Raw genomic sequence first — 24,160 nt, forward strand, 5'->3', positions numbered from 1 at the left:
TTTCAGACCGGATCATTTCAATTCAGCGACAGTGACACCAGTGCCACCTTCGCCATAGTTACCGGTACGGAAGCTTTTGACATGCTTGTGACGACGCAGGTAATCCTGAATCCCAGTGCGCAGCACACCTGTTCCTTTTCCGTGAATAATGTATACCTGACCCAGATTGGCGAGAAATGCTTCATCCAGGAAGCGGTCCACATCGATCAGTGCCTCTTCCACATTGGCACCGCGCAGATCCAGTTCGGAACGTGTATTGTCATCCCGCGAGCGCTGTACCGTAGTTACCTGTTTGCGCTGAGGAGCGGCAGGCTTGGCAGATTCGATCAGTTCCAGATCGCTCAGCGCCACCTTCATTTTCATAATGCCCATCTGCACGGTTGCTTCCTTGGAACCGGACAGCTCCACCACATGTCCACGCTGATTGAAGCTGTGTACCATGACTTCATCACCCGGACCGATCGGTTTGTTTTTCTTATCAGGCTTGGCGGCGCTCTTCTTCTTGATCCGCTGGGCAGGGGCAGCTTCATCGAGCTGTCTGCGCGCAGCAATCAGGCGGTGTTCCTTGACCGACGCGCCTTCTTCCTGCGCCATTTTGCGCAGCGAGCTGATCACTTCATCCGCTTCGGCACGCGCTTTGGCCAGAATCTGGCGGGCTTCTTCTTCGGCCTTGTCGAGACGCTTGTCACGCTGTTCTTCCAGACGGGCAAGATCGCGTTCATAACGTGTGCGCAGCTCCTCCATCTGCTGACGCAGCTTGGCGGCTTCGTTGCGGTCCGCTTCCGCGCTCAAACGATTCGTTTCGAGGGAAGCGATCATCTGCTCGACACGCTGGTCTTCTTCTCCGACTTCACCGCGGGCACGCTCGAGTATCGCTCCCGGCAGTCCCAGACGCTCGGCAATCGCAAACGCATTACTGCGTCCCGGTACACCAATCAGCAGCCGGTAAGTCGGACTCAGTGTATTCACGTCAAATTCCATGCTCGCATTGATGACACCTTTGCGATCATAGGCATAGGCCTTGAGTTCGCTGTAATGCGTAGTCGCTATCATCCGGCAGCCCTGGGCATGAATACGCTCCAGAATAGCGATAGCCAGTGCAGACCCCTCTGCCGGGTCTGTACCTGCCCCCAGCTCATCGAACAGCACCAGACTTTTCGGTGTCATTTGCTTCAGGATGGAGATAATATTCGTCATATGGCTGGAAAAAGTACTGAGGTTCTGCTCAATACTCTGCTCGTCTCCAATGTCCGCATAGATCGCATCGAATACGCAGAGCTGGCTGCCTTCATCCGCAGGGATGAACAGACCGGACATGGCCATCAGGCTGAGCAGGCCTACCGTTTTGAGGGTAACTGTCTTACCGCCGGTATTGGGACCGGTAACGATGATGCTCGAATAGGTGTTGCCCAGCTCGAGATCAGTCGGTACCACATACTCGATCGGAATGAGCGGATGGCGCGCCTTTTTCAGTTTGAGGAAGCCGCGATCGTTCATGATCGGACGGCTGGATTTCATGGCATGAGCCAGTCTTGCTTTGGCAAAAACAAAATCCAGCTGGGCGAGCGTCTCGACATCATAGCCCAGCAGCTCGGCCTGATCTGCGACCTGCGCGGTAAGCTTCTGCAAAATGACTTCAATCTCGCGCTCTTCCCGCAGACGGGCTTCACGCAGCTTGTTGTTCATCGCCACGATTGCTTCGGGCTCAATAAACAGGGTCGCTCCTGAACCGGATTGGTCATGTACGATACCGCCAAAGTAAGAACGATACTCGGCTTTGACGGGAATCACGAATCGGTCGCCACGGATCGTCACGAGCTGATCCTGCAGCATCTTGGCTACCGTCTGGGAGCGGATCATGCCATCGAGTTTCTCCCGGATACGGACTTCGCCGGAACGAAGTTCACGACGGATCGCCGCCAACTCGCTACTCGCTGAATCCATAACATGAGCCGAGTCGTCGATACAGGCACGAATGGCTTTTTCCAGCGGGCGCTGATCGGATAACAGTTCAATCAGATCTGCCAGCCATGGCACCGGGTTCTCTTCATGGACACTTTCCACATGACGGGCAGCGCGGCGCCCGCCCATGATCGTATTGGCAATGCCGAGCAGCTCGGACGGGCTTAATGTTCCCGCGATCCGGGCACGGCTGACTGCCGGACGTATATCTACAATTCCGCCAAAAGGCGGTGTTCCTTTGAGCCGATCAACGGTGGCCGCTTCATCGGTAGCCTGAAGCAGCTTTTTGACGTACTCCAGGTCGGTATCCGGCTCCAGCGACAGAGCGGTCTGCTTGCCGATGGAAGTAGCCGCATAACCGGCCAGCATATCTAAAACTTGACCATACTGCATCGTATGGAATATTTTATTATTCAACGTGGTGACACTCCTCTATAACAAACATAATCGGTCTATCGATCTTCTTCCTCAAAGCGCTATTTTCAGCCCTCTGCTGAAAAATCCGCTTCCATTCTATTATACACCGCGACTGAATTTTCACAAAATCATCGCATGACAAATCATGGAAGAATGCGCTATGATAGAAAGGATGAGGAGGGATTATTTATGAAAAAATACATCGTTGCCAGTATGACCATCGCGATGATGCTGCTAACCTCTGCCTGCGGCAGCCAAAGCGAGACATCCGAACATGCGAACCACCAGCAAAGCGGTGTTACTGATACAGGAGTTGCTACATCCGATAATACATCCGGTTCTGCCCAGGGCACACAGCTGGTCGTCAAAGCGACCAACTATCAGTTTGACCAGCCGGAATACCATGTCAAAAAAGGTGAACCGGTTACGATCGTATTTGATAATGTACAGGGAAATCACGGTCTGATGATTCCTGCACTGAATGTGAACCTTAATGCCCGTGACTCTTCTATTACGGTAACTCCACAGGAAGCCGGCACATTTGATATGGCCTGCTCCATCATGTGCGGTTCCGGTCACAGCAGCATGGTAGCCAAGCTGATTGTGGACGAAGCCTGATTGAAAGCCAGTGATTGTTCTGATACTACGCATACGATGAGAATACACCAAAACCCCTTGTCTGACCCAGCACAATTCCAATTGTGACCGGTAATCAGGTAAGGGGTTTTATTTTGCTGCTCGTTCTGATCCTAGTTATGATCCTGTTCGATCAGTTCCAGCCATTCATTATGTTCAACTTGAAGCTGCAGATGCTGCTCGCGCAGGGCATCCAGTTCGCGCCGAATCCGCTCCTTCTCTTCCAGCTGGGCATCCCGCTCCACATGAATCAACCGCAGCTGATGGGTCATTATTTCATACTGATCCATCATTTCCTGCGTCTCCTGACTCTTCTGCTCCTGGGAGGTCTGCAGCTGTTCATACTCGACGCGCCATCTCTGTTCACTGGCTTCCAATTCATGCAGCTGCTGTTCCTGCTGACGCTGCTGCTCGGCCATCTGCTCCATGCGTGACTGCCATTCCTGCAGTTGGATGCGCAGCTGCTGGCTCTGCTGCTCCAGACGTCCGATTTCTTCCATATAGCCCTGCTCATTTAACACAGCTGCACGGTAATCTTCTTCCAGACGTGCATATCGCTGGTTCCAGCTATCCACATCCTGCTGGGTCTCATCCAGCAGGGCTGCCTGCTGCTGATAGTCCTGCTGCAGCCGGGCAATTCGTTCATTCAGTACCGCAATATGCTCTTCGGACTGCTGACGGCTTTGTTCCAGCTCGGATTGTACCTGCTTGGTCTGCTGCTCCTGCTGTCCGGACAGTTCGCGCCAGGTCTCCAGCTCCTGCTTGTACTGTTCATTCTCCTGGCGTGCGGCCGCCAGCTGATCTGCAGTTTCCTGACGCAGCTGATCCAACTGCTGTTCCTGCTCGGCCATTTGACCGGACAATGTCGTATGCCGCTGCTGCTGCATGGACAGCTCACGTTGATAATGGCGAACTTCCTCTTCCTGCCGGGTGGACAGTTCGCGCCATGTATTCATCTCTTCCTGATACTGTGCCGATTCGGCTTGTAATCCGGACAGTTGGTCCTCCAACGCGCGAATCTGCTCTCCTGCAGCGGTGAACTGCTGCTGAAGCTGCTGTTCCTGTTCGGTCAGTTGGTTGACCTGCGCTTCCAGCTGCACCGAGCTCTGCTGCCATTGATCCGCTTCTTCATGCGATTGGGTCGCAGACGTGGTCAATTCTTCGACCTGCAGATGCAGCAGTTCGATCTGTCCGGCAAGGTCATCCCGCTGCAATGTCAGCTGTTCCAGCTGGTCCTCCAGCTGGCTGATCTGTTCATCCCGCTGCTGCTGTGCCAGTTCCAGTTCCAATTTCAGCTGGGTCAACTGATCCTCATGCTGCTCGGACAGGCGCTGCCATACTGCTGCTTCTTCCCGCACTTCCGCCGTGGTCAGGTTCAGCTGCTGAAGCTGCTGCTCACGTGCATTTAACTGATCCTGAAGCTCCTCATACTGCTGGCGAAGAGAAGACAGCTCTATCTGGAGCTGCTGCATCTCCTGCTCATGCTGACCGGACATCTGCTCCCAGGTGGATACTTCTTCCTGTGCCTCTGTCAGTGAAGCGCGTGCTTCTTCCAACTGCTGCATATAAGCTGCTAGCTGATCGTCCAGTTCCTGACGGCGCTGCTCGGCTTCGGTAAGCTGCATACGCAGCTCGCCCAGCTGATCCTCGTACTGGCCGGATAATTCGGTACGAATCTGTTCGGCGCTCTGTTCCAGCTCCTGATAGCGCTGCTGCCAGGAGTAGATCTCGGACTTCACCTGTCCGGCTTCTGCCCGTGCGGTATCCAGCTGTCCGTTTAGCTCGGTCAGCTGCCTTGCCGCTTCCTCCTGCTGCTGCTGGAGCGCTTCATATTCGCTGCGAACCAGGTTCAGCTCGCCCTCCTGCTGCTGGGACAGTTCACGCCAGGTCTCGGATTCTTCGCGGACTTCGACTATTCCTTTTTCCATTTGGCTGTGTTTGGAGCGTACTTCCTCCAGCTGGGCATGTAAAAAGTCGTTATCTTCCTCCAGTGCAATTTTGTGCTGCTGCGCCTGATCATGTTCCTGCTGCAGCGTGAACAGCTGCTCTTCAAGCTCTCCACTGCGCAGCCGAAGCTGTTCTTCGTTTTCGGCCAGCTGCATGATCTCGATTTGCAATTCTTCCACTTTGTCCTGCATGGTTTTCTCTATCATACGGTACTGATCTTCGGCGGTCTGCGCAGCTTTTTGCGCCTGTTCCAGCTGCTGACGCAGCTCCTGGCCGGATTGCTGATACTTCTTATTCTGTTCATCCAGCTGCTTGTTCTGCTGCTGCATGCCGCTTAGCTGCTCACGGACCTTCGATAATTCCTTTTCGGCTGTCGTTAGACTGGTAGTCAGCTGCTCACGCTCGGTCTGCTGCTGGCTGGCTTCTTCCTGCAGCTGGCGGATCATCTCCTCCTGCTGCTGCTGGACAGCCTGCAGACGCTCCACCTCATGGGCCAGACGCTGCTGCTCCGCAATCGCCGTATCCAGTTTGGCACGGTCGGTTGTGGACTGGATCGCTTCCTCTGCCATATGTACGGCTGACAGGATCGCCAGTTTGGTCGTATCGAGATGGCTGTGCGCCTTGGATATGCTGTGCATGTGCTCATCCACATACTGAGCCACTGATTTCATGTAGTCGGCACTGCTGCCAACTAATTTATATGAAGTCCCATAAATGTTAACGGTGACTCGGATTCGGTCGTTTGTTGTCACAGTCGTGCCCTCCTTTGCTTGCCGGACGGTTCATCGTCCACGTTGATTATCGTTTATTTTAACGTATTTACGCCAATTTTATCACCAAAATATATTGCATGTATTCATCATCATATTCGGTATAAGCACAAAAAGGCTGACGATACTGGAGCATTCTCGTCAACATTTTGCAGCTGTATACTCAGCCTGCGTCCTCCTGCCGGGAATGGGACGGTGCGGCAGAACAGATTCAGCCATTGCCTGTCATGAACTGCGCACATCCATTTTAGCTGTGCAGCACGGTGAGTACAAGCAGTATCTATGAATTTGCAAAATGCTCCTGTGTATATTCTAGAGGTGTATGGACAAAAAAGCCACATCGACTGTAATTCGATGTGGCTTTCCATTATTCCTGCTGCCCTACAATAAGAATGATTCTTTATTTTACAAATCAATTATTGAAGAATCCGCTTATTTGCGAAGTTCCGCTTCGAACTTTTCAGCCAGACGGGCAATTACCTGCTCATGAACACCGGTGACTTCCTCATCGGTCAGTGTGTGCTCCTGGTGACGATAGACCAGTGCAATCGCGACACTCTTCTTGCCTTCACCAAGACGCTCGCCTTTAAAGACATCGAATACCTGTACCGATTCCAGCAGTTCGCCGGCTGTCTCGCGAATCGTATTCAGCAGATCACCGGCTGGAACTTCATCGTTCACGACGACAGCGATATCACGCTGTACGGAAGGGTAACGAGGCAGTTCACTGTACGTAATCTGCTCACTCACCTGGTCATACAGCGTTGCCAGTTCGATCTCAGCCACATAGGTATCTTCCAGATCCGCTTCACGCTGGATATCCGGATGAATCTGACCGATCGTTCCGATGCGCAGCTCCTGTGTGCCGGTATGCAGATAGACGGATGCAGAGCGTCCCGGATGATAACCTTCCGGCTGGTCGGCGCGATAGGAGACGGATGCCTGCAGACCGAGATAGCCAAACAGTCCATCCAGTGCCCCTTTGATATCAAAGAAATCGACGCGGTCATTGGCCGTATTCCATTGTGCCTGCTGGCGGCGTCCGGTCAGCAGCAGTCCGAGCAGCGGAACTTCCTGCGGCTGGCGGGTCAGCTTCTCTTCATCACTGAAGAAGGCCATTCCGAGTTCGAACAGTGCCAGATTCTCCTGCTTGCGGTTGCGGTTATACGAAGCAATCTCCAGCATATTGGATACGAGTCCGGTACGAAGTACGCTGCGTTCCTCGCTCATCGGCATCGCCAGCGCTACATCGTGGTTGCTGCCACGCAGCTGAGGGAACAACTTATTTTTGTCCGGATGGGTAAAGGAATAGCTGATCACTTCATTATAGCCACCATGCACGAGCAGACGGCGAATCGTACGGCGCAGACGCTGCGGATGGGTCAATGCCCCCGGTGTAGTGGCACCTTCGATCGCTGTCGTCGGGATATTGTCATAGCCGTACAGACGAGCCACTTCCTCAATCAGATCCACATCGCGCTCAATATCGCCGCGGCGTGTCGGAATACGGATTTCCAGCTGATCCTGGGCATAATCGCCACAAGCGAAATGCAGACGGCCAAAGATCGTTTTCACTTCCAGCATGGACAGCTCGGTACCGAGGTAACGGTTGACCTTACTCAGGGACAGAATCAGCGTTTTTTCTTCCGGCTGCTTCACGACCTGCTCTACCACACCTTCGTGGATCATGCCATGCGCATAACGGGCGATCAATTCAGCTGCACGGTTCAATGCAGGAACGACCGCAGCAGGGTCCACTTCTTTCTCAAAACGAAGACTTGCTTCAGAACGCAGTCCCAGACGACGGGAAGTCTTGCGCACCGTACCACCATCGAAGCGGGCCGATTCCAGCAGGATATTCACAGTACCCGGTGTAACTTCGGTATCCGCTCCACCCATTACGCCAGCCAGGCCTACCGCTTTGCCGCCGCTTGCGATAACGAGCATGCGCTCATCCAGCTTACGCTCCTGGTCGTCCAGCGTCTTGAGCACTTCGCCTTCACGACCCATGCGCACTTCAATCGCGCCGCCGCTCAATGTATCCGCATCGTAGGCATGCAGCGGCTGACCGTATTCCAGCATGACAAAGTTGGTAATATCGACCACGTTATTAATCGGGCGAACACCGGCAGCGATCAGGCGATTTTGCATCCACAGCGGAGATGGAGCTACCTGAATACCGCTAATATAACGCGCCGAGAAATGACTGCATCCCTGCTGGGCTTCGATACTTACGGAGATATGACCACTAGCTGCGTCGCCGCCTTCAACATTATTGACTTCGGGCAATTTCACTTCGCGTCCGAGAATTGCTCCCACTTCATAAGCGGCACCGATCATGCTCAGACAGTCCGAACGGTTCGGTGTCAGGTCAAAGTCCAATACTTCATCATTCAGTCCGAGCAGTTCGACCACCGGAGTACCGATTTCGGCCTGTTCCGGCAGTACGAGAATGCCCTCCTGCTGTTCCTTGGGCAGCAGCTTGTCGTTAATGCCCAGTTCTTTAGCAGAACAGATCATGCCCTGGGAGAGCACGCCGCGCAGCTTGGCTTTTTTGATATGAAAATCGCCCGGCAGCTTCGCGCCGATCAGCGCTACAGGTACTTTTTGTCCGGCATCGACGTTTTTGGCGCCGCAGACGATTTGCAGATCTTCTTCCTGTCCGGCATCCACGATACATACATTCAGTTTATCCGCATCCGGGTGTTTTTCCTTGCTTTTCACATAACCGACTACGACGCCGGTAATTCCCTGATTACGCTGTTCCACACTGTCGATCTCGATCCCGGCACGGGTAATTTGCTCAGCGAGGTCCTCTGCGTGTACTCCTTCCAGAGACACATACTGAGACAGCCATTGTGTTGATACTTTCACAGTCCGTCCACTCCTTTAACATTATATGCTTTGTTTCATGTGTATTCGTTTGCTGCTTGATATTCTTTTAGCGACGCCATGCTGTTTTTTGCAGCATCCATGAATTTTCCATGATCCATGGAATCATTGTGCGCTCCGATGCAATTATACTCGGCTGCTCTGCTGTTCAGGCACTTTCAACCTTCAGGCTTACAGATGGGAGAACTGGCTCAGGAAACGCATATCATTGCTGTAGAAATGACGGATATCATCGATACCGTATTTCAGGATAGCGATACGCTCTACGCCCATACCAAAAGCAAATCCACTGTATACTTCCGGGTCAAATCCGCCCATTTCCAGTACTTTCGGATGGACCATACCGCAGCCCAGAATCTCAATCCAGATACGTTCGCCATTCTTTTTGGTAAAGGTTACATCGACCTCGACGCTCGGCTCCGTGAATGGGAAGAAGCTTGGACGCAGGCGAATCTCAGTCTGCTCGCCGAACATCTCGCGGGCGAATTGCAGCAGTGTTCCCTTGAGGTCACTCATACGAATACCTTTATCAATCACCAGTCCTTCGATCTGGTGGAACTGGAAGGAATGCGTAGCATCGTCATCATCGCGGCGATATACGGCACCCGGGCAGATCACTTTCAGCGGCGCCTGGCCTTTGGCGGCTTCCATGGCGCGGATCTGGATCGGTGAAGTTTGTGTACGCATCAGCAGATCTTCCGTCAGATAAAAGGAATCCTGCATATCACGTGCCGGATGGTTCTGCGGCAGGTTCAATGCTTCAAAGTTATAATAATCCGTCTCGACCTGCGGACCTTCGGCTACACGATAGCCCATGCCGATAAAGATATCTTCCAGCTCTTCAATGACCTTGTTCAGCGGATGGATGCTTCCCTGTGTCATTGGACGACCCGGCAGGGTAACGTCCACCTTTTCTGCCTGCAGGCGCTGATTGGTCTCTGCTCTGACAAATTCCGCCTGTTTGCGGCTGATCACTTCCTCAATGGATTCGCGTACTTCGTTGGCGATTTGTCCGACAACCGGACGCTCTTCCGCACTCAGTTTACCCATACCGCGCAAAATCTCGGTCAGTGCTCCCTTTTTACCGGAATATTTGACGCGCAGCTCGTCCAGCTCCTTGGGTGTGGATACCTGCTCCAGCACCTCCAGCGCTTCCTTCTGCAAAGCAAGCAAATGCTCTTTCATTTGAACCGTTTCGCTCATTGCCATTTTCCCCTTTCGTTGTATCCATCTTTTGCTCTGTAACCAACAAAAAAAGGCCTTCTCTCCCGTAAGGGACGAAAAGACCGTGGTACCACCCTTGTTAGAAATACATAATGCAGCCAGCAGACGGGAATACAGCTGAACATCAATAACCGTCAGCTTGCTCCTGTGCCCCTGTGGCATCATTACCATTTCTCGCTCAAAACGATGATAACGGATCGTTAGGCCGGCTGTCCCTACTATGCCTTGTGCTTATGATCACGAGATATGCTCTGTCAGTCGACAAAGAGATCGTGTTCACCGGCAGACGGTTCAGGAAGCTGCTCCGGAGTGAATTTCAACAGCCTTGTTCCCGGAAAATGCTCTCAATCCATGGCATTTTCTCCCTGTAGGGCAGTACTGTCTACTGGTCTCCATCGTTGCAGATGTCATTGTTGCATGCATGTACATGTACAGATGCTAATAGATACTCATTATTGTACAAACTTCACTCTCTCCCGTCAACGGTTAAAGCGTTCCAGTTCACGGCGAAGCTGCTTGATTTCCTGCTCCAGCGGCGTGATTGTTTCCGGGGAGGAAGAACGCTGTGGCGCTGCAGCAGATGGATCTGCTGCGACGATGTCCAATTCCGGTCCAGACTGTATAGTAGAGACTCTGTCCGCAGACGCTGACGCCGGATGATCCTGTTCTGCCGAAGCGATTAACTGCGCCAGCTTGAACTCCAGCAGCAGACGCTCATCATTGGCCTCCTTGCTGCCGGAATGATGCTCCTGCTGTCTGCTCAGGATCGACTGTTCATACTCCTCCATATTGCCCTGAAAAAGAGTGCCTTGCCCTTTTCCATCCAATAGGAGCAGGCGGCTCGCCAACTTGCGAACGAGCATACGGTCATGAGAGACCAGTACAATCGTACCGCTGTAGCTCTGAAGTACCGACTCGATCACTTCCTGGGCAGCAATATCCAGATAGTTGGTCGGCTCATCCAGAATCAGCAGATTAGCTCCTCCAAAATACAGCCGGATCAAAGCGGTACGACATTGTTCGCCCATGCTCAGTGTGCCGATGACCTTGTGTACATCTTCCCGGCGAAACAGAAAGCAGCCCAGAATGGTCTGTGCCTCTGTTCGCGTCATGCCGGGCAGAAGCAGCAGACTATCCAGCAGCGTCAGCTCTAGCGGCAGATCTTCCAGTTCCTGCGAAAAGTAGCCGATCTGCAGGGCCGGATGACGGCGAATCTCTCCCTGCTGCGGTTCCAACTGTCCCAGCATCAGCCGCAGCAGCGTGGTCTTGCCCGTGCCATTGGCTCCGGTGACAGCGAGCCGATCACCGCGTTCCACGCTGAAGCTAATTCCTGCAAATAGCTGTGCTGCCTGATGACAATTCACATTCAGCGGCAGATCATCCTTTGCCGGATTGGCTTGTGTGGCTTTGGTTTCTTCGAATAATTCAGGTTCTCCAGTAGAAATGGATGGAGAGCCACCCGTCTCTCCAGATAAAGAATAACGGAAATGAACATCATGGAACTCCAGTAATGTATGACCCTTGAACTCACCAGCCTCCAGTTCAAAATGCAGCCGGTCGCCTTCACGAGGCTTGTCCACCCGCTCCGCTTCCAGCCGTTCCAGTTCCTTTTCCTTGGCATGATAACGGGAAATGTTTTTCTTGGCTTTGGCTTTGTAATAGCTCGCCGTAATCTTCGCCTCGCTTTGTTCGCCAGCGGCATCATGGGCTTTGTTGAACCAGTCACGGTACCGGCGGATCGATTGTTCGAGTGCCTTGCGCTGCTGTTCCTGTTTTTTGTACATGGCTTCCTGGGTACGCAGCTCCTGTTCCTTGTGTGCACGGTATTCACGGTATCCACCTCTGTAAGTGGTCATCCCGGCAGATGTCAGTTCACAGATCGAAGTTGCCAGACGATCGACAAACTCCCTGTCATGGGAAACGAACAGCAAGGCGCCGGTATATTCACGAAGACGCTGCTCCAGCCATTCCATCGTCTCGATATCCAGATGATTGGTCGGCTCATCGAGGATCAGCAGCCGGGTATCCCGCGTCAGTACTGCCGCCAGACGCACCCTTGTTTTCTGCCCGTCGCTCAGGCTGCTGTACGGCATAAACCACAGTTCCTTACCGATACCGATCTGTGTCAGCTGCTTCTCAACCTCCACTTCCCACTGGAATCCCTGCAGCTGTTCATACTGCTCCATCCGCATGCCGTACTGCTCCAGTACTTCATTATACCGGTCGGGAAATTGCAGAATATCCGGATCATTCAGCTGCTGCTCGTAGTGATCCAGCACCGTACGCAGCGACCACAGCTCCCGCTTGCCCTGCCGGGCCACTTCCAAGACGGTCCGCTCCTGCTGCATGTCTTCCTCATCTTCCTGCTGACGCATCCAGTCCCAGTGTTCCAGAGGCAGCATGCGTTCCACCGTTCCCTCTGTCGGATGTTCTTCACCCATCAGAATGCGAATTAGTGTCGTCTTGCCGCTGCCGTTAAGACCGATCAGAGCGAGACGTTCCTCGCTCTCCACCTGCAGATTCACCTGTTCAAAAATCATCTTGCCATTCCAATCCTTCGCCAGATTACGTACGCGTGCTATTGTCGTCATTCGTCATCATCCTCTCCATATGCCGGAAAACCATCCGGAACCAAATAAAAAACCGCGACGGCAGAAGCCTCGCGGTTGATATGCAGGAGAAGATGTACTGTTATTCATATCTATAATGATCCATTTCCGGCTCATGCCCGGTTAACCCGGCATTCCACCGATACCTGTAAAGATAACAGGTATCGATCACATATACTCCGTATGGAGCCATCCAATTGTCATTATAGCTATATGAAGAAAGACATACGAACCCCGTTGCATCAGCCGCATTAGCTGTCTGCCTGCGCTTGCCATCTGCAGTTAATAGGGACGTTCGTATTATTACTTCATCAGACAATTGGTTACCTCTCATTTCTGCGGAGTTGTTCAGCTGTTAATCTTTGGAAGCTGACAAGACCATTCTACCAAATACAGCAACCAATGCCAATTACCCGATTGCCTAAATTAGACTTGAGGCATTCCAATTGAATATAATGAGCCATATTGCAATTATACTGTACCGATAATTTTGGTGATGAAATGGAGTGGACTGATTTGAGTACAAGTTATCTTTTACTGCATGGTCTGGGAGGCAGCGGACCGGAGCACTGGCAGACCTGGCTGTGCCAGCAGCTGATCGAACGCGGTCATAGAGTGTATTATCCGCGCTTTCCCGATCATGATCTGCCATCCAAGGAAGTATGGCTTGGCGAATTGAATGAACTGATGGCCTCAATTCCGCAGGAAGAGGAATTGATCGTGCTGACCCATAGCCTTGGCTGCCTGCTGTGGCTTCATTATGCGGCCAATGCACCGGTTCGCCGTGTTCACCAGGTGGTGCTCGTCTGTCCGCCTGCTGCGGATACCACTCTGGAAGAAATCGGCAGCTTTTTTCCGCTGCCTCCATCAGAGCAGATCACATTGGCTGCAGAGGATGCTCTGATTATCCAGTCGTCCAATGATGAATACTGCTCGCCGGCGCAGGCTCTATTCTATCAGCAGCTTGGTGTTCCGGTACTGATGCTTCCCGATATGGGACATATCAATACCGTTTCCGGTCATGGACCATGGCCGCTTATTCTGGTGCTTGCCTTGACGGGCGCTGTGCCTATCCAGCAGTTGATGACTTCACCCGCACGCATTTCCTGATCTTTGATTTGCAAATCTGCACAAAGCCGGTCAAGATACCAGCTCTCTGATTATTTTGGGGCTGGTTGAGTAGGTTCTGGCAGGATCCATATCCATACCGCATTATAGTTGGTTCAAGTTTATCGTACGATCCACCATTGCGCTGCTACAGCAAGATAAGTAATGTAGTATTTCGACCGTAGTATAATATTGCAGAAAAAAGCCTGTCTATTCCCATAGACAGGCTTTTCTATATTCTCATTCGCTCTGGAACAACTTTATGCTTGACTCTTCCGCCCTGGATCTTCCTCTAAGGACAGCACATTCAGGAAGAAGAAGTGGTATTGCTTTTTGTATCCGTCAATGCAAAGATCAGCGCATTCATCAAATATGACCTGCGTACCGGCTTGGAGACTACACTTTTGGACCATATTCGCAGGGTAGGGTCCATCGTCATACCTACAGAAGTGAGCAGAATGACCGGGATGCCATATGTTTTCTGCAGCTGTTCGATCTGCTGGCGTTTTGCAGCCCGTTTCTCCATCGCTACCAGATCATGATCCAGCACAATCATGTCAAATATCTGTCCTTCCTTCAGCTGCTGCAGCATCTCTTCGATCCTGTCCGTTTGCGACAGCTGAATATCCCAGTCTCCGGCGAGGTGTGACATCCATTGTAATGCCTTATTGTTATCGTCTACAACCAACATCCGCTTGCCCTGCAAAATCGGCTGGCGGAAGGCAGGTACAGAAAACTCATGACGCGGCAGGGTCAGAATAAATGCAAACGTTGATCCCTGTCCTTTGATACTGGAGACGATAATCTGGCCGTTCATCAGTTCCACAAGCTGTCTGCAGATGAGCAGTCCAAGCCCGGTTCCCCCGTACTGCCCCTGATTATTATGCAGCTGTGCATATCGACCAAAAAGTTGATCCAGCTGCTGATCATCAATTCCGATCCCTGTATCTGTGACTGTGAACTTCACAGATACTTCATCGCTATTGGATTCAGGCAGCACTTGCGCCTGAATATGCACATCGCCTTTATGGGTGAATTTGACCGCATTACTGATCAAATTGATCAGTATCTGGCGGATCTTGCGTGTATCACCGTATAGAATCGGGATATTCTCCTCAATCTCCATAATTAGCTCAATATTTTGCTCCATTGCTTTGGCGGCAAACAGATAGGTCGATTCTTCTACCAGCGCAGGCAGATCAAACAGCTCCATATCGACCTGCATTTCCCCCGCCTCCATTTTACTGAAGTCCAGCACATTGTCGAGCAGTTCCATCAGTGTGTGACTGCTTTTGCGGATAATATCCAGATGGGAACGCTGCTCCAGGTTCAGCGGAGTCGGCTCCAGTAGTTCCACCATACTGATCACACCATTGAGCGGATTGCGGATCTCGTGACTTAAGATTGCCATCGTATCCGATTTGTACTGCAGCCGCAGATCGGCTTCTTCCTTTTGCTGCTTGAAATCGTCCAGCTTGACCGTGATTTGCTGATGATCCTGAATCAGATCATCATTGATTTCGATTTGCTGCTCCAGCCGGCTCTCCAGTTCCACAACGTACGATAGAAAGATCGCCATCGAATGCATTGTTTTGACTTCTGACTTGGAAAATACATAACCTGGCGTATGCAGCGCACATACTGTACCGAACGATTCTCCATTTTGTAAAAGTACCGGAAATCCTATAAACGAATGATCGCCTGTATTTGCTGTTACCGGCAATTTGCAAGTATAAGGATGGGTCAGTGTATGCGAAATATAAACTGCTTTACGAGACACCAGGCCGCAGTAGGTATCCTTTAGAGGAAGGTCAAGCCCTTCTTCCACCAGAATCTGATCTCTGTTAAACGCTTTTAATATATGATTGGTTTTGCCATCATTATGGGCTACAAATATCGTGTTTACATTCAACATGCTGCTGAGCATATCTGTAATATGTCTGGCCGCATCCACAACATCATCAAAAAACAATTTTTGGATCATGGTCCACCTTTTTTCTTTGAATTTCTAAGGAGATTATATTAAAACAACGTACCAATAGCATATGGGATGGACGACAGCATAGAGATGTTAAACAACTCCGTCACTCAAAATCATTTAATCTGCATAAAAGACTTGCAACACTGTATAGATATAAAAAAAAGCCCTTGCAGAGCAAGGACCTTTGCTTTGAAGCGGGTGATGGGAATCGAACCCACGCTATCAGCTTGGAAGGCTGAAGTTCTACCATTGAACTACACCCGCATAAATATCAGTATCGGGATGACACGATTTGAACATGCGACCCCCTGGTCCCAAACCAGGTGCTCTACCAAGCTGAGCTACATCCCGAAGTCAGTAGTTAAGGAATATTATTTCTTAACGACAGGATCTAATATACCATATTCACATTTATTTGGCAAGCAGATTTTACATCGAGCATACCTGAAAAATGATCCGGATTGATAAATATACCGTTCACTTTCCTGATTTCCATAGCAAAAAACCGGCCTGCCCTTTTCAGGAAAGACCGGCTGCAGTGTATCAAACATTTCTTTGCTCTACCGGGATAAAGTTATGCTTCAATGCTGAAATCAGCCTTTGGGAGACTTCTCGAAGCTTACTTCCGGTGTAGTCAGCTTGTCGTAGAAATCAACGGAGTTATCTTTGTCTTCGGAAGCGCGAAGCGCCATCGCCGAACGTGGATGCTCATCGAGTGTGCCGGTGATCATGTAAGGAATCAGGTAGCCCCACTCTTCTTTTTCACGCAATGGAATCATATGCTTATCGATAACTTCCAGAACCGGACGAAGTGTGTACTTGGTGTTCTTGAGATGGGTAACGAGCAGTTCGGTCGGACAGTTACCTGCTGCACGGCCCATGCCGTATACGGAGGCATCCAGCAGTTCGACACCGTTATCCGCAGCAATCAGCGTGTTGGAAAATGCCAGCTGCATATTGTTATGGGTGTGTACACCCAGACGTTTGTTTGGCAGATTCGTCTTGAACTTGTCTACCAGGTAAATGAAGTCCTTGTAGTCCAGGCTGCCGTAACTGTCTACGATATAGACCACGTCCACTACGCTTTCCTTGATCAGTTCAAATGCTTCAAGCAGTTCATTTTCCATTACATTGGACAATGCCATAATGTTGATGGTTGTCTCGTAACCACGGTCATGAAACGTCTGAACGAGCTGAAGGGCCTTGTCGACATCCTTGATGTAGCAGGCTACACGGATCAGATCCAGCATACTCTCTTCACGCGGCAAAATATCATCTTCATCCACACGACCGATATCGACGAGTGCAGACAGCTTGGTGTGCCCTTTATGAGGAATAACGGTACGCAGGAACTCATCATCCAGGAAACGCCATGGACCTGCAGATTCTGCACCTTTAAGCAGTTTTGGAGAGTTTTTGTAGCCGATCTCCATGTAATCGATGCCTGCTTCATTCAGGTTATTATACAAATCTTGTACAAATTCAACGCTGAAATCCCAGTTATTCACCAGACCTCCATCGCGAATCGTGCAGTCAACAATTTTGCAGTGGTTGAGTTTCATTGTTAATCTCCTTTCAGCCGTTTCATTCTCTCCATAATACTGTACACGGAATTGAAAAGTAAAGAAAATTCTCACATGCTTTAACGCATCAATTGAATAAATCAACTATTTCGGATGTTTCTGCTGCTGTTCCCACTGCTGCAGTTCTTCTTCGCTGACAGAATGATTGCCATAGCGCACATCATTATACCAGTCGATCAGACGCTGCACGCTGGACAGTCGGATCTGCTGTGTCTGGATATTGGACGTACGGATCTGTTCAGTTTGAATGCCCTGCAGGCGATGCTGATCCGAAACTGAACTTTCCACTGATGGGGACAACCTGCGGGCAATATCCGTTGGTGTATCTGCGACATTTACAGTTATGCCTTTTTTGCGGGCATTGTTCAGCAACTGTCTGTAATGATAACGTACCCGGCCGGATGGATCGGATGGTATTGGTTCACTGCGTCGGTTCCAGCGCCGGCGCGGGGACAGCGGCTTTTGTATTTTTTCCGTATGATCGGTGTAGCCTTTCGGTTCGGCTGCATCTTCTGCGAGTACACCTCCCCACAGACTGGCGAGCCAGCGGGACAGCCGGGGAGCATATTTGCGAATCAGACGGTACAGCATCCAACCCAGCCAGCCGGCAAAAGCAGCCAGCGCCAGCAGCATGACAATCTGGGCAATTCTCTCCAGAATTAACGGGTTCAGTGAGCTGCTGTCTGATTCTGGCAGGTCCATCGGCGGCAGCATGGGCGGATTCACCGGTTCGGTAGGCTGTGACAGCTGAGGCTTTACATCTGATGACAGCAGCTGTACCAATCTGTGCCAGAGCCATCGCAGTGCAGCAGACAGCTGGCTGCTGCCGCCGATAATCGCAATCAGGATCACCACAAGCCAGGTCCAACTGCGGCTGCGACGGATTACGGCACGCAGCGCTGCCAGGGAAAACCCTTCTTCAAAAGCAATACTGCCAATCTGCTGGGAACCGAGACGGAACAAAATGGAAAAGATGCTGATGGCACCTGCGGCATAGATCGATCCGCGCACCTCATCCAGTCCGCCGGCATGTCCTGCTGCCACATAGGCAATCCAGGTCACCCCGAGCAGGATCATTTGCCATTTTAGTGGAAATACCCGATCCCATTGCCCCTCCGCCAGCACAATACCATAGAGCATTGCTGCTGCACCCAGCACCACAGCGGTGATAAGCAGCGGCATGCCGCCCGACTCGCTATAGAGCCACACTAGGGCTGCTGCAGTCAGCATCATATAGATCACCAGGCTGATGATCCATTTCCAGCCGGATGCTCTTGCTTGTCCGGCAGTACGCAGCAGCGTTCCGAGCCCTGCCATCGACAGCAGAATCAATAGCCAGCCGGCAGGCTGCTGGGTGCGCAGCCCGTATACATCCAGCAGCAGAATGAGCGGATAGACTGCTGCCATGCCCGCTATAATATGTATGGCATGCCACACCAGTCGGTGCCTTACCGGCAATGTGGTTCGTGGATGTGCCGTCATCGCTTCACCTCCCTGCATAATTGCAGCTTACCTTGCCGCATTTTTCAATTCCTCCACACCGGGAATCGGCAGAATGCTGACTTTGGAACCCGCCTGTTCGATCCTTTCCACTTCGGTACGCATCGCTTCCGAATAATGCGGAGTGATAATCAGAATATCCAGCCTTTGCTCGTTGTCTTCGGGCAGCAGTGTACGCAGAAACTGGGGAAATGGCTGGCGTAATCGCAGCTGCAGCTCGGCCATTGATTGCAAAATGACAGTGAGCTGCTCGCTGCCATAGGCAGGCCACAGCCGCGCATCGGCTTCATCTTCGGAAGGCATGATCGCGTTATGTCCAAAACCGGCTTTCATCCCTCTGCCGATCAGGTCGGCGGCGGCGGTTGCGGCACAGCTGATCGCATACTCGGCTACGATCGGCTCGGTCACAATACTCCACATCTGCTCGCTCAACTCAATATTCAGCAGAATCATCACTTCCGGATCGGCGCTGTAACCATGCTGGAACACCTGCAGCTGACCTGTACGTGCAGTCGCCCGCCAGTGCACCTGATTCATCGGATCACCACTGCGGTATTCACGCACCCCAGTAATCAGGAAAGGATCTTCGTTAATCCAGCGCCGTGTCTCGATTTCTCCCTGCCAGCTCCGGTAAGCTTCCGGCATATGATTCAGCGGCACATAAGCAGGATATACCATCATCTGCATCCGCACCTGTACCGGACGACTGACCCGGGCCAGTCCAAACAAATCTCCGGTCGTCATGAGTGCACTCTCCATGCGGAAGCTGCCGCGCTGCCTGCAGACCATATGATGGCTACGCACAATACGGGTACGCCGTCCCAGACTGAACAGGCTGTTGTGGTTCTGATATACCGTCCCTTCGCTGATGACCGTATCGGTCGTCCCGGCAAATTGAAATGCCATCGGCAGCATCGCTTCCAGACGCAGCCAGGGCAGCGGCAGCACGCGTCCATTTTCCAGTATCTCAATCATCTCAACCGGTTCACCAACATGACAGCGGTTACGGGAAAGCTTGCGTTCATAATGAATAGGTGTGAGGGAACGTCTGCCAAATAACAGCGCCTGAATCACAATCATGACGGCAGCGACCAACATGAGCCAGAACAGTTCCATTTATTTCACACTGCTTTCTATACCATTCTCTGTCGGCACCGGCTCCGTCTCCAAAATCGACTGAATGAGCTGCCGGGCCTGCTCTGGTCCATTATGATGTCTGCTGCGGAAGACCAGCCGGTGAGCGAGCACTGGTGGTGCCAGCGTACGGATATCATCCGGCAGCACGTAGTCTCGCCCTTGAATGGCTGCAAAAGCCTGCGCTGCGTGCAGCAGTGCCTGGGTGGCGCGCGGGCTGGCACCGAGAGCCGTCTCGGGATGTTCACGCGTAGCTTCAGCGATTCGGACCATGTAATCCAGCAGATCTTCATGTACTCTGACCTGACGGCATATATTTCGGGTCTCGATAATCTGCTCCCTCGTTACCTGTGCATCTGTACTGCTGGATGTATTGATTTGAACATTGGGATCGGCAGTATGGGCAAATTCCAGTTTGGCGTCTGCCCTATCCAGCGACCGTCTCAGAATCTCTACGCCTTCACCAGAGGATGGATAACCGAGCGACAGCTTCAGCATGAAACGGTCCATCTGCGCTTCCGGCAGCGGGAAGGTGCCCTGGTTATCCACCGGATTCTGGGTAGCGATCACCATAAATGGATCTTCGAGCTTCATACTGATACCGTCGATGCTGATCTGCTTCTCTTCCATACATTCCAACAGACTGGACTGGGTACGGGGTGTAGCCCGATTAATCTCATCCGCCAGTACGATATGGGCAAATAAAGGCCCCGGACGGAACATGAATTCGGATTCTTTTTGATTATAAAAGTTCCCGCCGGTCAGATCCGACGGCAGCAGATCGGGTGTAAACTGGACACGTTGAAAGCGGCAGTTCATCGATGCAGCCAGTGTCTTGGCGAGCATCGTCTTGCCGGTCCCCGGCACGTCCTCCATCAGCACATGACCCGATGCGAACAGGGCGGTCAGCAGAAGTTGAATTTCATGCTGCTTGCCTACGATTTTCCTGCCTATCTCTTCCTGCAGACGTTCAGCGATACGTTGTACCTGGTTGATCGGTATCATGAGGCTTCATCCCTTCTTATGTAAATCACACACTTCCCTATCATACAACGATACCGGTGCAAATGAAAAAGAGCAGCCTTTGACCGGCTGCTCTTTTCGGTAGAGAGTTGTACGCACAGCGTGGATATCGCCGTACATTGGGCTCTCTTCTATTATTTATGCTGAAGACGCGAACGACGCATACTCATTACGGCAAGACGTCTTTTCAAATCACGTTCCCACTTTTCATCCTTAATTTCCTTGGCTACTGCCAGCAGGTCCAGGCTCATGTCGATCTGCCGTTGTACCATATCTACAGGGTCATCCTCTTCCACATTCACGCAGTTCTCGAACATGGTGTCATCGTCTTCCATCACATAATCCTGAAAATCGATCTCCGGTGTACCGTCATCATGTGCATATTCCGCGAGAATCTCGTACTCATTCTCGACTTTATAATGCACTTCGATACGCTCACACACCGGGCACACCAGCAGAGGAACATTGTGAACCTGGGTTCGAAAATGTTTGAGGGTCCCTTTCGTTCCAATCATACTGCCGCCACAGCAAAAGCTCATCGTAGTTCTCCCTCCAGACATGATTCTATAATCGTAAAAAGCGACTTCGCATCAATGTTAAATCCATGTTTGTGAAAGATTATTAACCAGCCTATCTCCATTTTACACCTTTTCCGGGTAAGACAAAACCCCTTTATTCGTAAAATACGGAGATAAAGGGGTTAATTTACGCAGGTGAAAACAGGTACAAATTAGCTTGTTAACCGTATTCCGGTGCTGGCAGATTATTGACTGGCACCGGCTGTCCGGCTGCAATGTTCGCATTCTACGAAGGGCTCTGGCAGCGCAACAATCAGGCTTTGCGGATGGCTGCCACGATCAGGTCGCCCATTTGCGTGGTGGACAGTGCCTTACTCTTGTCGACAGCGATATCCGCTGTACGATGACCTTCGTCCAGCACTCCCGCTACCGCTGCTTCGATCGCATCTGCCGCTTCACTGTATCCAAAAGTAGTACGGAACATCAGCGCCAGCGACAGAATGGTAGCAATCGGATTCGCCAGACCCCGTCCTGCAATATCCGGCGCCGAACCGTGAACCGGCTCATACAATCCAAAGCTTCCTTCACCAAGTGAAGCCGAAGCCAGCATGCCGATCGAACCGGTCAGCATTGCCGCTTCGTCACTCAGAATGTCCCCAAACATATTTTCGGTGACGATCACGTCAAAGCTGGAAGGGCGGCGCAGCAGCTGCATCGCGCAGTTGTCTACAAGCACATGCTCCAGCTCCACATCCGGATACTCCGGTGCAATGCGGTTAACCGTCTCACGCCACAGACGTGAAGTCTCCAGTACGTTGGCTTTGTCGACAGAGGCCAGTTTTTTACGGCGTCCCTGGGCAATCTCGAATGCCTGTCTGGCAATACGTTCGATCTCGGTTACATTATACACACAGGTATCTACCGCTTCTTCTCCATGGGCTCCCTGTCTTCTCAGCTTCTCCCCGAAGTAAATGCCTCCGGTCAGCTCTCGTACCACCATCAGGTCTGTGCCTTCCAGCACTTCCGGCTTGAGCGTGGAAGCTTCCTTGAGGCAGTCGAATACAACTGCCGGGCGAAGATTGGAGAACAGTCCCAGTTCCTTGCGAATACCAAGCAGTCCGGTCTCGGGACGCAGCTCTTTGGGATTGTTATCCCATTTTGGTCCGCCTACAGCCCCCAGCAGTACGGCATCCGCGCTTTTGCAAATGCGCAGTGTATCTTCAGGCAGTGGTGTACCCTTTTCATCAATAGCGATTCCGCCGAACAGGCCATGCTCGGTCTCAAAGGAATAGCCGAATACCTCTTCGGTTTTTCTCAGTACTTTTTCCGCTTCGGCTACAACTTCCGGTCCGATTCCATCACCGGCGATGACTGCGATTTTTTTGACGTCTGCCATGTATATAACTCTCCTTTGTTCAGCGGTTAATCCGCATCAGCATAATAGTTGGAAAACGAATCTCTCTTCTTCACGAATTGCTTATATTCAGTTTTAACACACATGTCAGGTATGCGCCAAGATATACAAACTATGACGCTGATAGGCATAACCTATAGAGCAGGGAATGCTTAGAATGATTGATTAAGAACTGGCACAGGGTGAATGGTACTCCTGAATAAACGCAGAGTGATCCGTTTCATATGGATCATTACAGGAATCAAACTATTGTCGTAATCCATATACTGCGGGTGATCGTTGTGGAGATAGATGTATCGTTATACATCTTTTAAAGTTCGTTATTGTTATGCCCGATATAGTTATAGTCATTAATACCATATATTGGTTAACCAGATTTGAACTTGCTGTCCAAGAGGAATAGAATATTACCGAAACCTTGTTGGATCATCGTATCCAACCAATCAAAGGAGTGGACGATAATGGAATATTCATATCTTGGCAAGTCAGGCTTGAAAGTCAGCCGGATCTGTTTGGGCACAATGAACTTCGGACCGGTTACCGACGAAAAAGAATCTTTCCGCATTATGGACGCTGCTCTGGATGCAGGTGTCAACTTTTTTGATACTGCAAATGTATACGGATTCAAAGTAGGAGTTGGCGCTACCGAAGAAATTATCGGACGCTGGTTCAAACAGGGTGGAGGCCGCCGGGAGAAAGTTGTACTGGCAACCAAAGTATACGGAAAAATGCACGATGAAACCGATGGTCCCAACGATGAAGGTGGACTGTCCGCCTATAAAATCCGCCGTCATCTGGAAGGCTCGCTCAAGCGCCTGCAGACGGATCATGTGGAATTGTACCAGATGCACCATGAAGATTCACGAATCAGCTGGGATGAACTGTGGGGTGCTTTTGAAGTAGCGGTTCAGCAGGGCAAGATCGGCTATGTCGGCTCCAGCAACTTTGCCGCCTGGCATATCGCGATTGCCCAGAAGGAAGCAGAGAAGCGCCATTTCCTCGGTCTCGTCTCGGAACAGCACAAATACAGCCTGCTCTGCCGTGAGCCGGAACTGGAAGTGCTGCCTGCTTCCAAAGAACTCGGACTGGGCGTCATTCCATGGAGCCCGCTGGATGGCGGACTGCTCGGACGCAATGCCCTCAAGAAAATCGAAGGTTCCCGCAGCGGCGGCAATGCCGAGCGCGTAGAAAAGCATACACAGCAGCTGGAACAGTTCGCTTCTCTTTGTGAAGAGCTGGGTGAGCCTCAGGATGTGGTCGCTCTGGCCTGGGTACTGGCAAATCCTTCAGTAACTGCACCGATTATCGGGCCTCGTACATCCGAGCAGTTTGAGAGTTCACTGCGTATACTGGATGTGAAGCTGGATGAATCCACCATGAAGCGTTTGGATGAGATTTTCCCCGGTCCTGGCGGCGCCGCTCCAAAGGCTTACGCCTGGTAAA

Annotated in this window: 15 protein-coding genes and 2 tRNA genes; 3 read left to right on the plus strand and 14 right to left on the minus strand. The window is 51.4% G+C overall.

The genetic code is table 11. The features are described 5' to 3' along the window. Window positions 1–12: 12 nt before the first annotated feature. Window positions 13–2,379: an endonuclease MutS2 gene (locus M1D61_RS15745; protein ID WP_458119605.1), complete on the minus strand. Its 2,367-nt coding sequence runs from the start codon at window positions 2,377–2,379 to the stop codon at window positions 13–15. 189 nt (window positions 2,380–2,568) lie between these two features. Between M1D61_RS15745 and M1D61_RS15750 the strand changes: the two genes are divergently transcribed. Then, the gene (locus tag M1D61_RS15750; protein ID WP_458119606.1) at window positions 2,569–2,997 is read left to right on the plus strand and encodes a cytochrome C oxidase subunit II; all 429 of its coding nucleotides are present in this window, start codon (window positions 2,569–2,571) and stop codon (window positions 2,995–2,997) included. A gap of 131 nt (window positions 2,998–3,128) precedes the next feature. On the opposite strand, the gene zapA is transcribed toward M1D61_RS15750, so the two are convergent. From zapA to M1D61_RS15770, 4 genes are all read right to left on the minus strand, one after another. After that, window positions 3,129–5,714 (minus strand): cell division protein ZapA, encoded by a 2,586-nt coding sequence (gene zapA, locus M1D61_RS15755; protein WP_458119607.1) that lies wholly within the window; start codon window positions 5,712–5,714, stop codon window positions 3,129–3,131. 450 nt (window positions 5,715–6,164) lie between these two features. Then, complete coding sequence (gene pheT, locus M1D61_RS15760; protein ID WP_458119608.1) at window positions 6,165–8,606, minus strand: phenylalanine--tRNA ligase subunit beta; 2,442 nt, start codon at window positions 8,604–8,606, stop codon at window positions 6,165–6,167. A 189-nt stretch (window positions 8,607–8,795) separates the two neighbouring features. Continuing rightward, the gene (gene pheS / locus M1D61_RS15765; RefSeq protein WP_458122529.1) at window positions 8,796–9,809 is read right to left on the minus strand and encodes a phenylalanine--tRNA ligase subunit alpha; all 1,014 of its coding nucleotides are present in this window, start codon (window positions 9,807–9,809) and stop codon (window positions 8,796–8,798) included. Between the two features lie 518 nt (window positions 9,810–10,327). Next, window positions 10,328–12,439: an ABC-F family ATP-binding cassette domain-containing protein gene (locus tag M1D61_RS15770; protein WP_458119609.1), complete on the minus strand. Its 2,112-nt coding sequence runs from the start codon at window positions 12,437–12,439 to the stop codon at window positions 10,328–10,330. A 534-nt stretch (window positions 12,440–12,973) separates the two neighbouring features. Here M1D61_RS15770 and M1D61_RS15775 point away from each other — a divergent pair. Then, window positions 12,974–13,567: an RBBP9/YdeN family alpha/beta hydrolase gene (locus M1D61_RS15775; protein ID WP_458119610.1), complete on the plus strand. Its 594-nt coding sequence runs from the start codon at window positions 12,974–12,976 to the stop codon at window positions 13,565–13,567. A 304-nt stretch (window positions 13,568–13,871) separates the two neighbouring features. Here M1D61_RS15775 and M1D61_RS15780 read toward each other — a convergent pair whose 3' ends face one another. The 9 genes from M1D61_RS15780 to leuB all read right to left on the minus strand — a co-directional run bounded on the left by M1D61_RS15780 (window position 13,872) and on the right by leuB (window position 22,699). Continuing rightward, window positions 13,872–15,548: an ATP-binding protein gene (locus tag M1D61_RS15780; protein ID WP_458119611.1), complete on the minus strand. Its 1,677-nt coding sequence runs from the start codon at window positions 15,546–15,548 to the stop codon at window positions 13,872–13,874. Between the two features lie 190 nt (window positions 15,549–15,738). Beyond that, window positions 15,739–15,809: transfer RNA gene (locus M1D61_RS15785), tRNA-Gly, on the minus strand. 13 nt (window positions 15,810–15,822) lie between these two features. After that, window positions 15,823–15,896: transfer RNA gene (locus tag M1D61_RS15790), tRNA-Pro, on the minus strand. A gap of 242 nt (window positions 15,897–16,138) precedes the next feature. Continuing rightward, window positions 16,139–17,107 (minus strand): aldolase catalytic domain-containing protein, encoded by a 969-nt coding sequence (locus tag M1D61_RS15795; RefSeq protein WP_046212950.1) that lies wholly within the window; start codon window positions 17,105–17,107, stop codon window positions 16,139–16,141. Between the two features lie 105 nt (window positions 17,108–17,212). Continuing rightward, complete coding sequence (locus M1D61_RS15800) at window positions 17,213–18,610, minus strand: DUF4129 domain-containing protein (RefSeq protein ID WP_458119612.1); 1,398 nt, start codon at window positions 18,608–18,610, stop codon at window positions 17,213–17,215. 27 nt (window positions 18,611–18,637) lie between these two features. Further along, entirely contained in the window at window positions 18,638–19,744 is a 1,107-nt protein-coding gene (locus M1D61_RS15805; RefSeq protein WP_458119613.1) for a DUF58 domain-containing protein, read from the minus strand. Then, entirely contained in the window at window positions 19,745–20,767 is a 1,023-nt protein-coding gene (locus M1D61_RS15810) for an AAA family ATPase (RefSeq protein ID WP_458119614.1), read from the minus strand. It abuts the gene before it with no gap. A 152-nt stretch (window positions 20,768–20,919) separates the two neighbouring features. Then, complete coding sequence (locus M1D61_RS15815; RefSeq protein WP_046212954.1) at window positions 20,920–21,324, minus strand: hypothetical protein; 405 nt, start codon at window positions 21,322–21,324, stop codon at window positions 20,920–20,922. A gap of 292 nt (window positions 21,325–21,616) precedes the next feature. After that, on the minus strand, window positions 21,617–22,699 hold the full coding sequence (leuB, locus tag M1D61_RS15820; RefSeq protein ID WP_458119615.1) for a 3-isopropylmalate dehydrogenase: 1,083 nt from the start codon (window positions 22,697–22,699) through the stop codon (window positions 21,617–21,619). A 479-nt stretch (window positions 22,700–23,178) separates the two neighbouring features. On the opposite strand from leuB, the gene M1D61_RS15825 reads away from it, so the two are divergent. Then, window positions 23,179–24,159, plus strand: coding sequence for an aldo/keto reductase (locus tag M1D61_RS15825; protein WP_458119616.1), 981 nt, complete (start codon window positions 23,179–23,181; stop codon window positions 24,157–24,159). The last annotated feature ends 1 nt before the right edge of the window (window position 24,160 follow it).

Source organism: Paenibacillus sp. Z6-24 (genome assembly GCF_054161335.1).

What these genes read in the sequence shown, in the direction of transcription:
- M1D61_RS15750 (WP_458119606.1), top strand. Translation starts at nt 2,569, where the DNA reads ATGAAAAAATACATCGTTGCCAGTATGACCATCGCGATGATGCTGCTA.
- pheS (WP_458122529.1), bottom strand. Translation starts at nt 9,809, where the DNA reads ATGAAAGAGCATTTGCTTGCTTTGCAGAAGGAAGCGCTGGAGGTGCTG.
- M1D61_RS15770 (WP_458119609.1), bottom strand. Translation starts at nt 12,439, where the DNA reads ATGACGACAATAGCACGCGTACGTAATCTGGCGAAGGATTGGAATGGC.
- M1D61_RS15780 (WP_458119611.1), bottom strand. Translation starts at nt 15,548, where the DNA reads ATGATCCAAAAATTGTTTTTTGATGATGTTGTGGATGCGGCCAGACAT.
- M1D61_RS15795 (WP_046212950.1), bottom strand. Translation starts at nt 17,107, where the DNA reads ATGAAACTCAACCACTGCAAAATTGTTGACTGCACGATTCGCGATGGA.
- M1D61_RS15800 (WP_458119612.1), bottom strand. Translation starts at nt 18,610, where the DNA reads ATGACGGCACATCCACGAACCACATTGCCGGTAAGGCACCGACTGGTG.
- M1D61_RS15805 (WP_458119613.1), bottom strand. Translation starts at nt 19,744, where the DNA reads ATGGAACTGTTCTGGCTCATGTTGGTCGCTGCCGTCATGATTGTGATT.
- M1D61_RS15810 (WP_458119614.1), bottom strand. Translation starts at nt 20,767, where the DNA reads ATGATACCGATCAACCAGGTACAACGTATCGCTGAACGTCTGCAGGAA.
- M1D61_RS15815 (WP_046212954.1), bottom strand. Translation starts at nt 21,324, where the DNA reads ATGAGCTTTTGCTGTGGCGGCAGTATGATTGGAACGAAAGGGACCCTC.
- leuB (WP_458119615.1), bottom strand. Translation starts at nt 22,699, where the DNA reads ATGGCAGACGTCAAAAAAATCGCAGTCATCGCCGGTGATGGAATCGGA.
- M1D61_RS15825 (WP_458119616.1), top strand. Translation starts at nt 23,179, where the DNA reads ATGGAATATTCATATCTTGGCAAGTCAGGCTTGAAAGTCAGCCGGATC.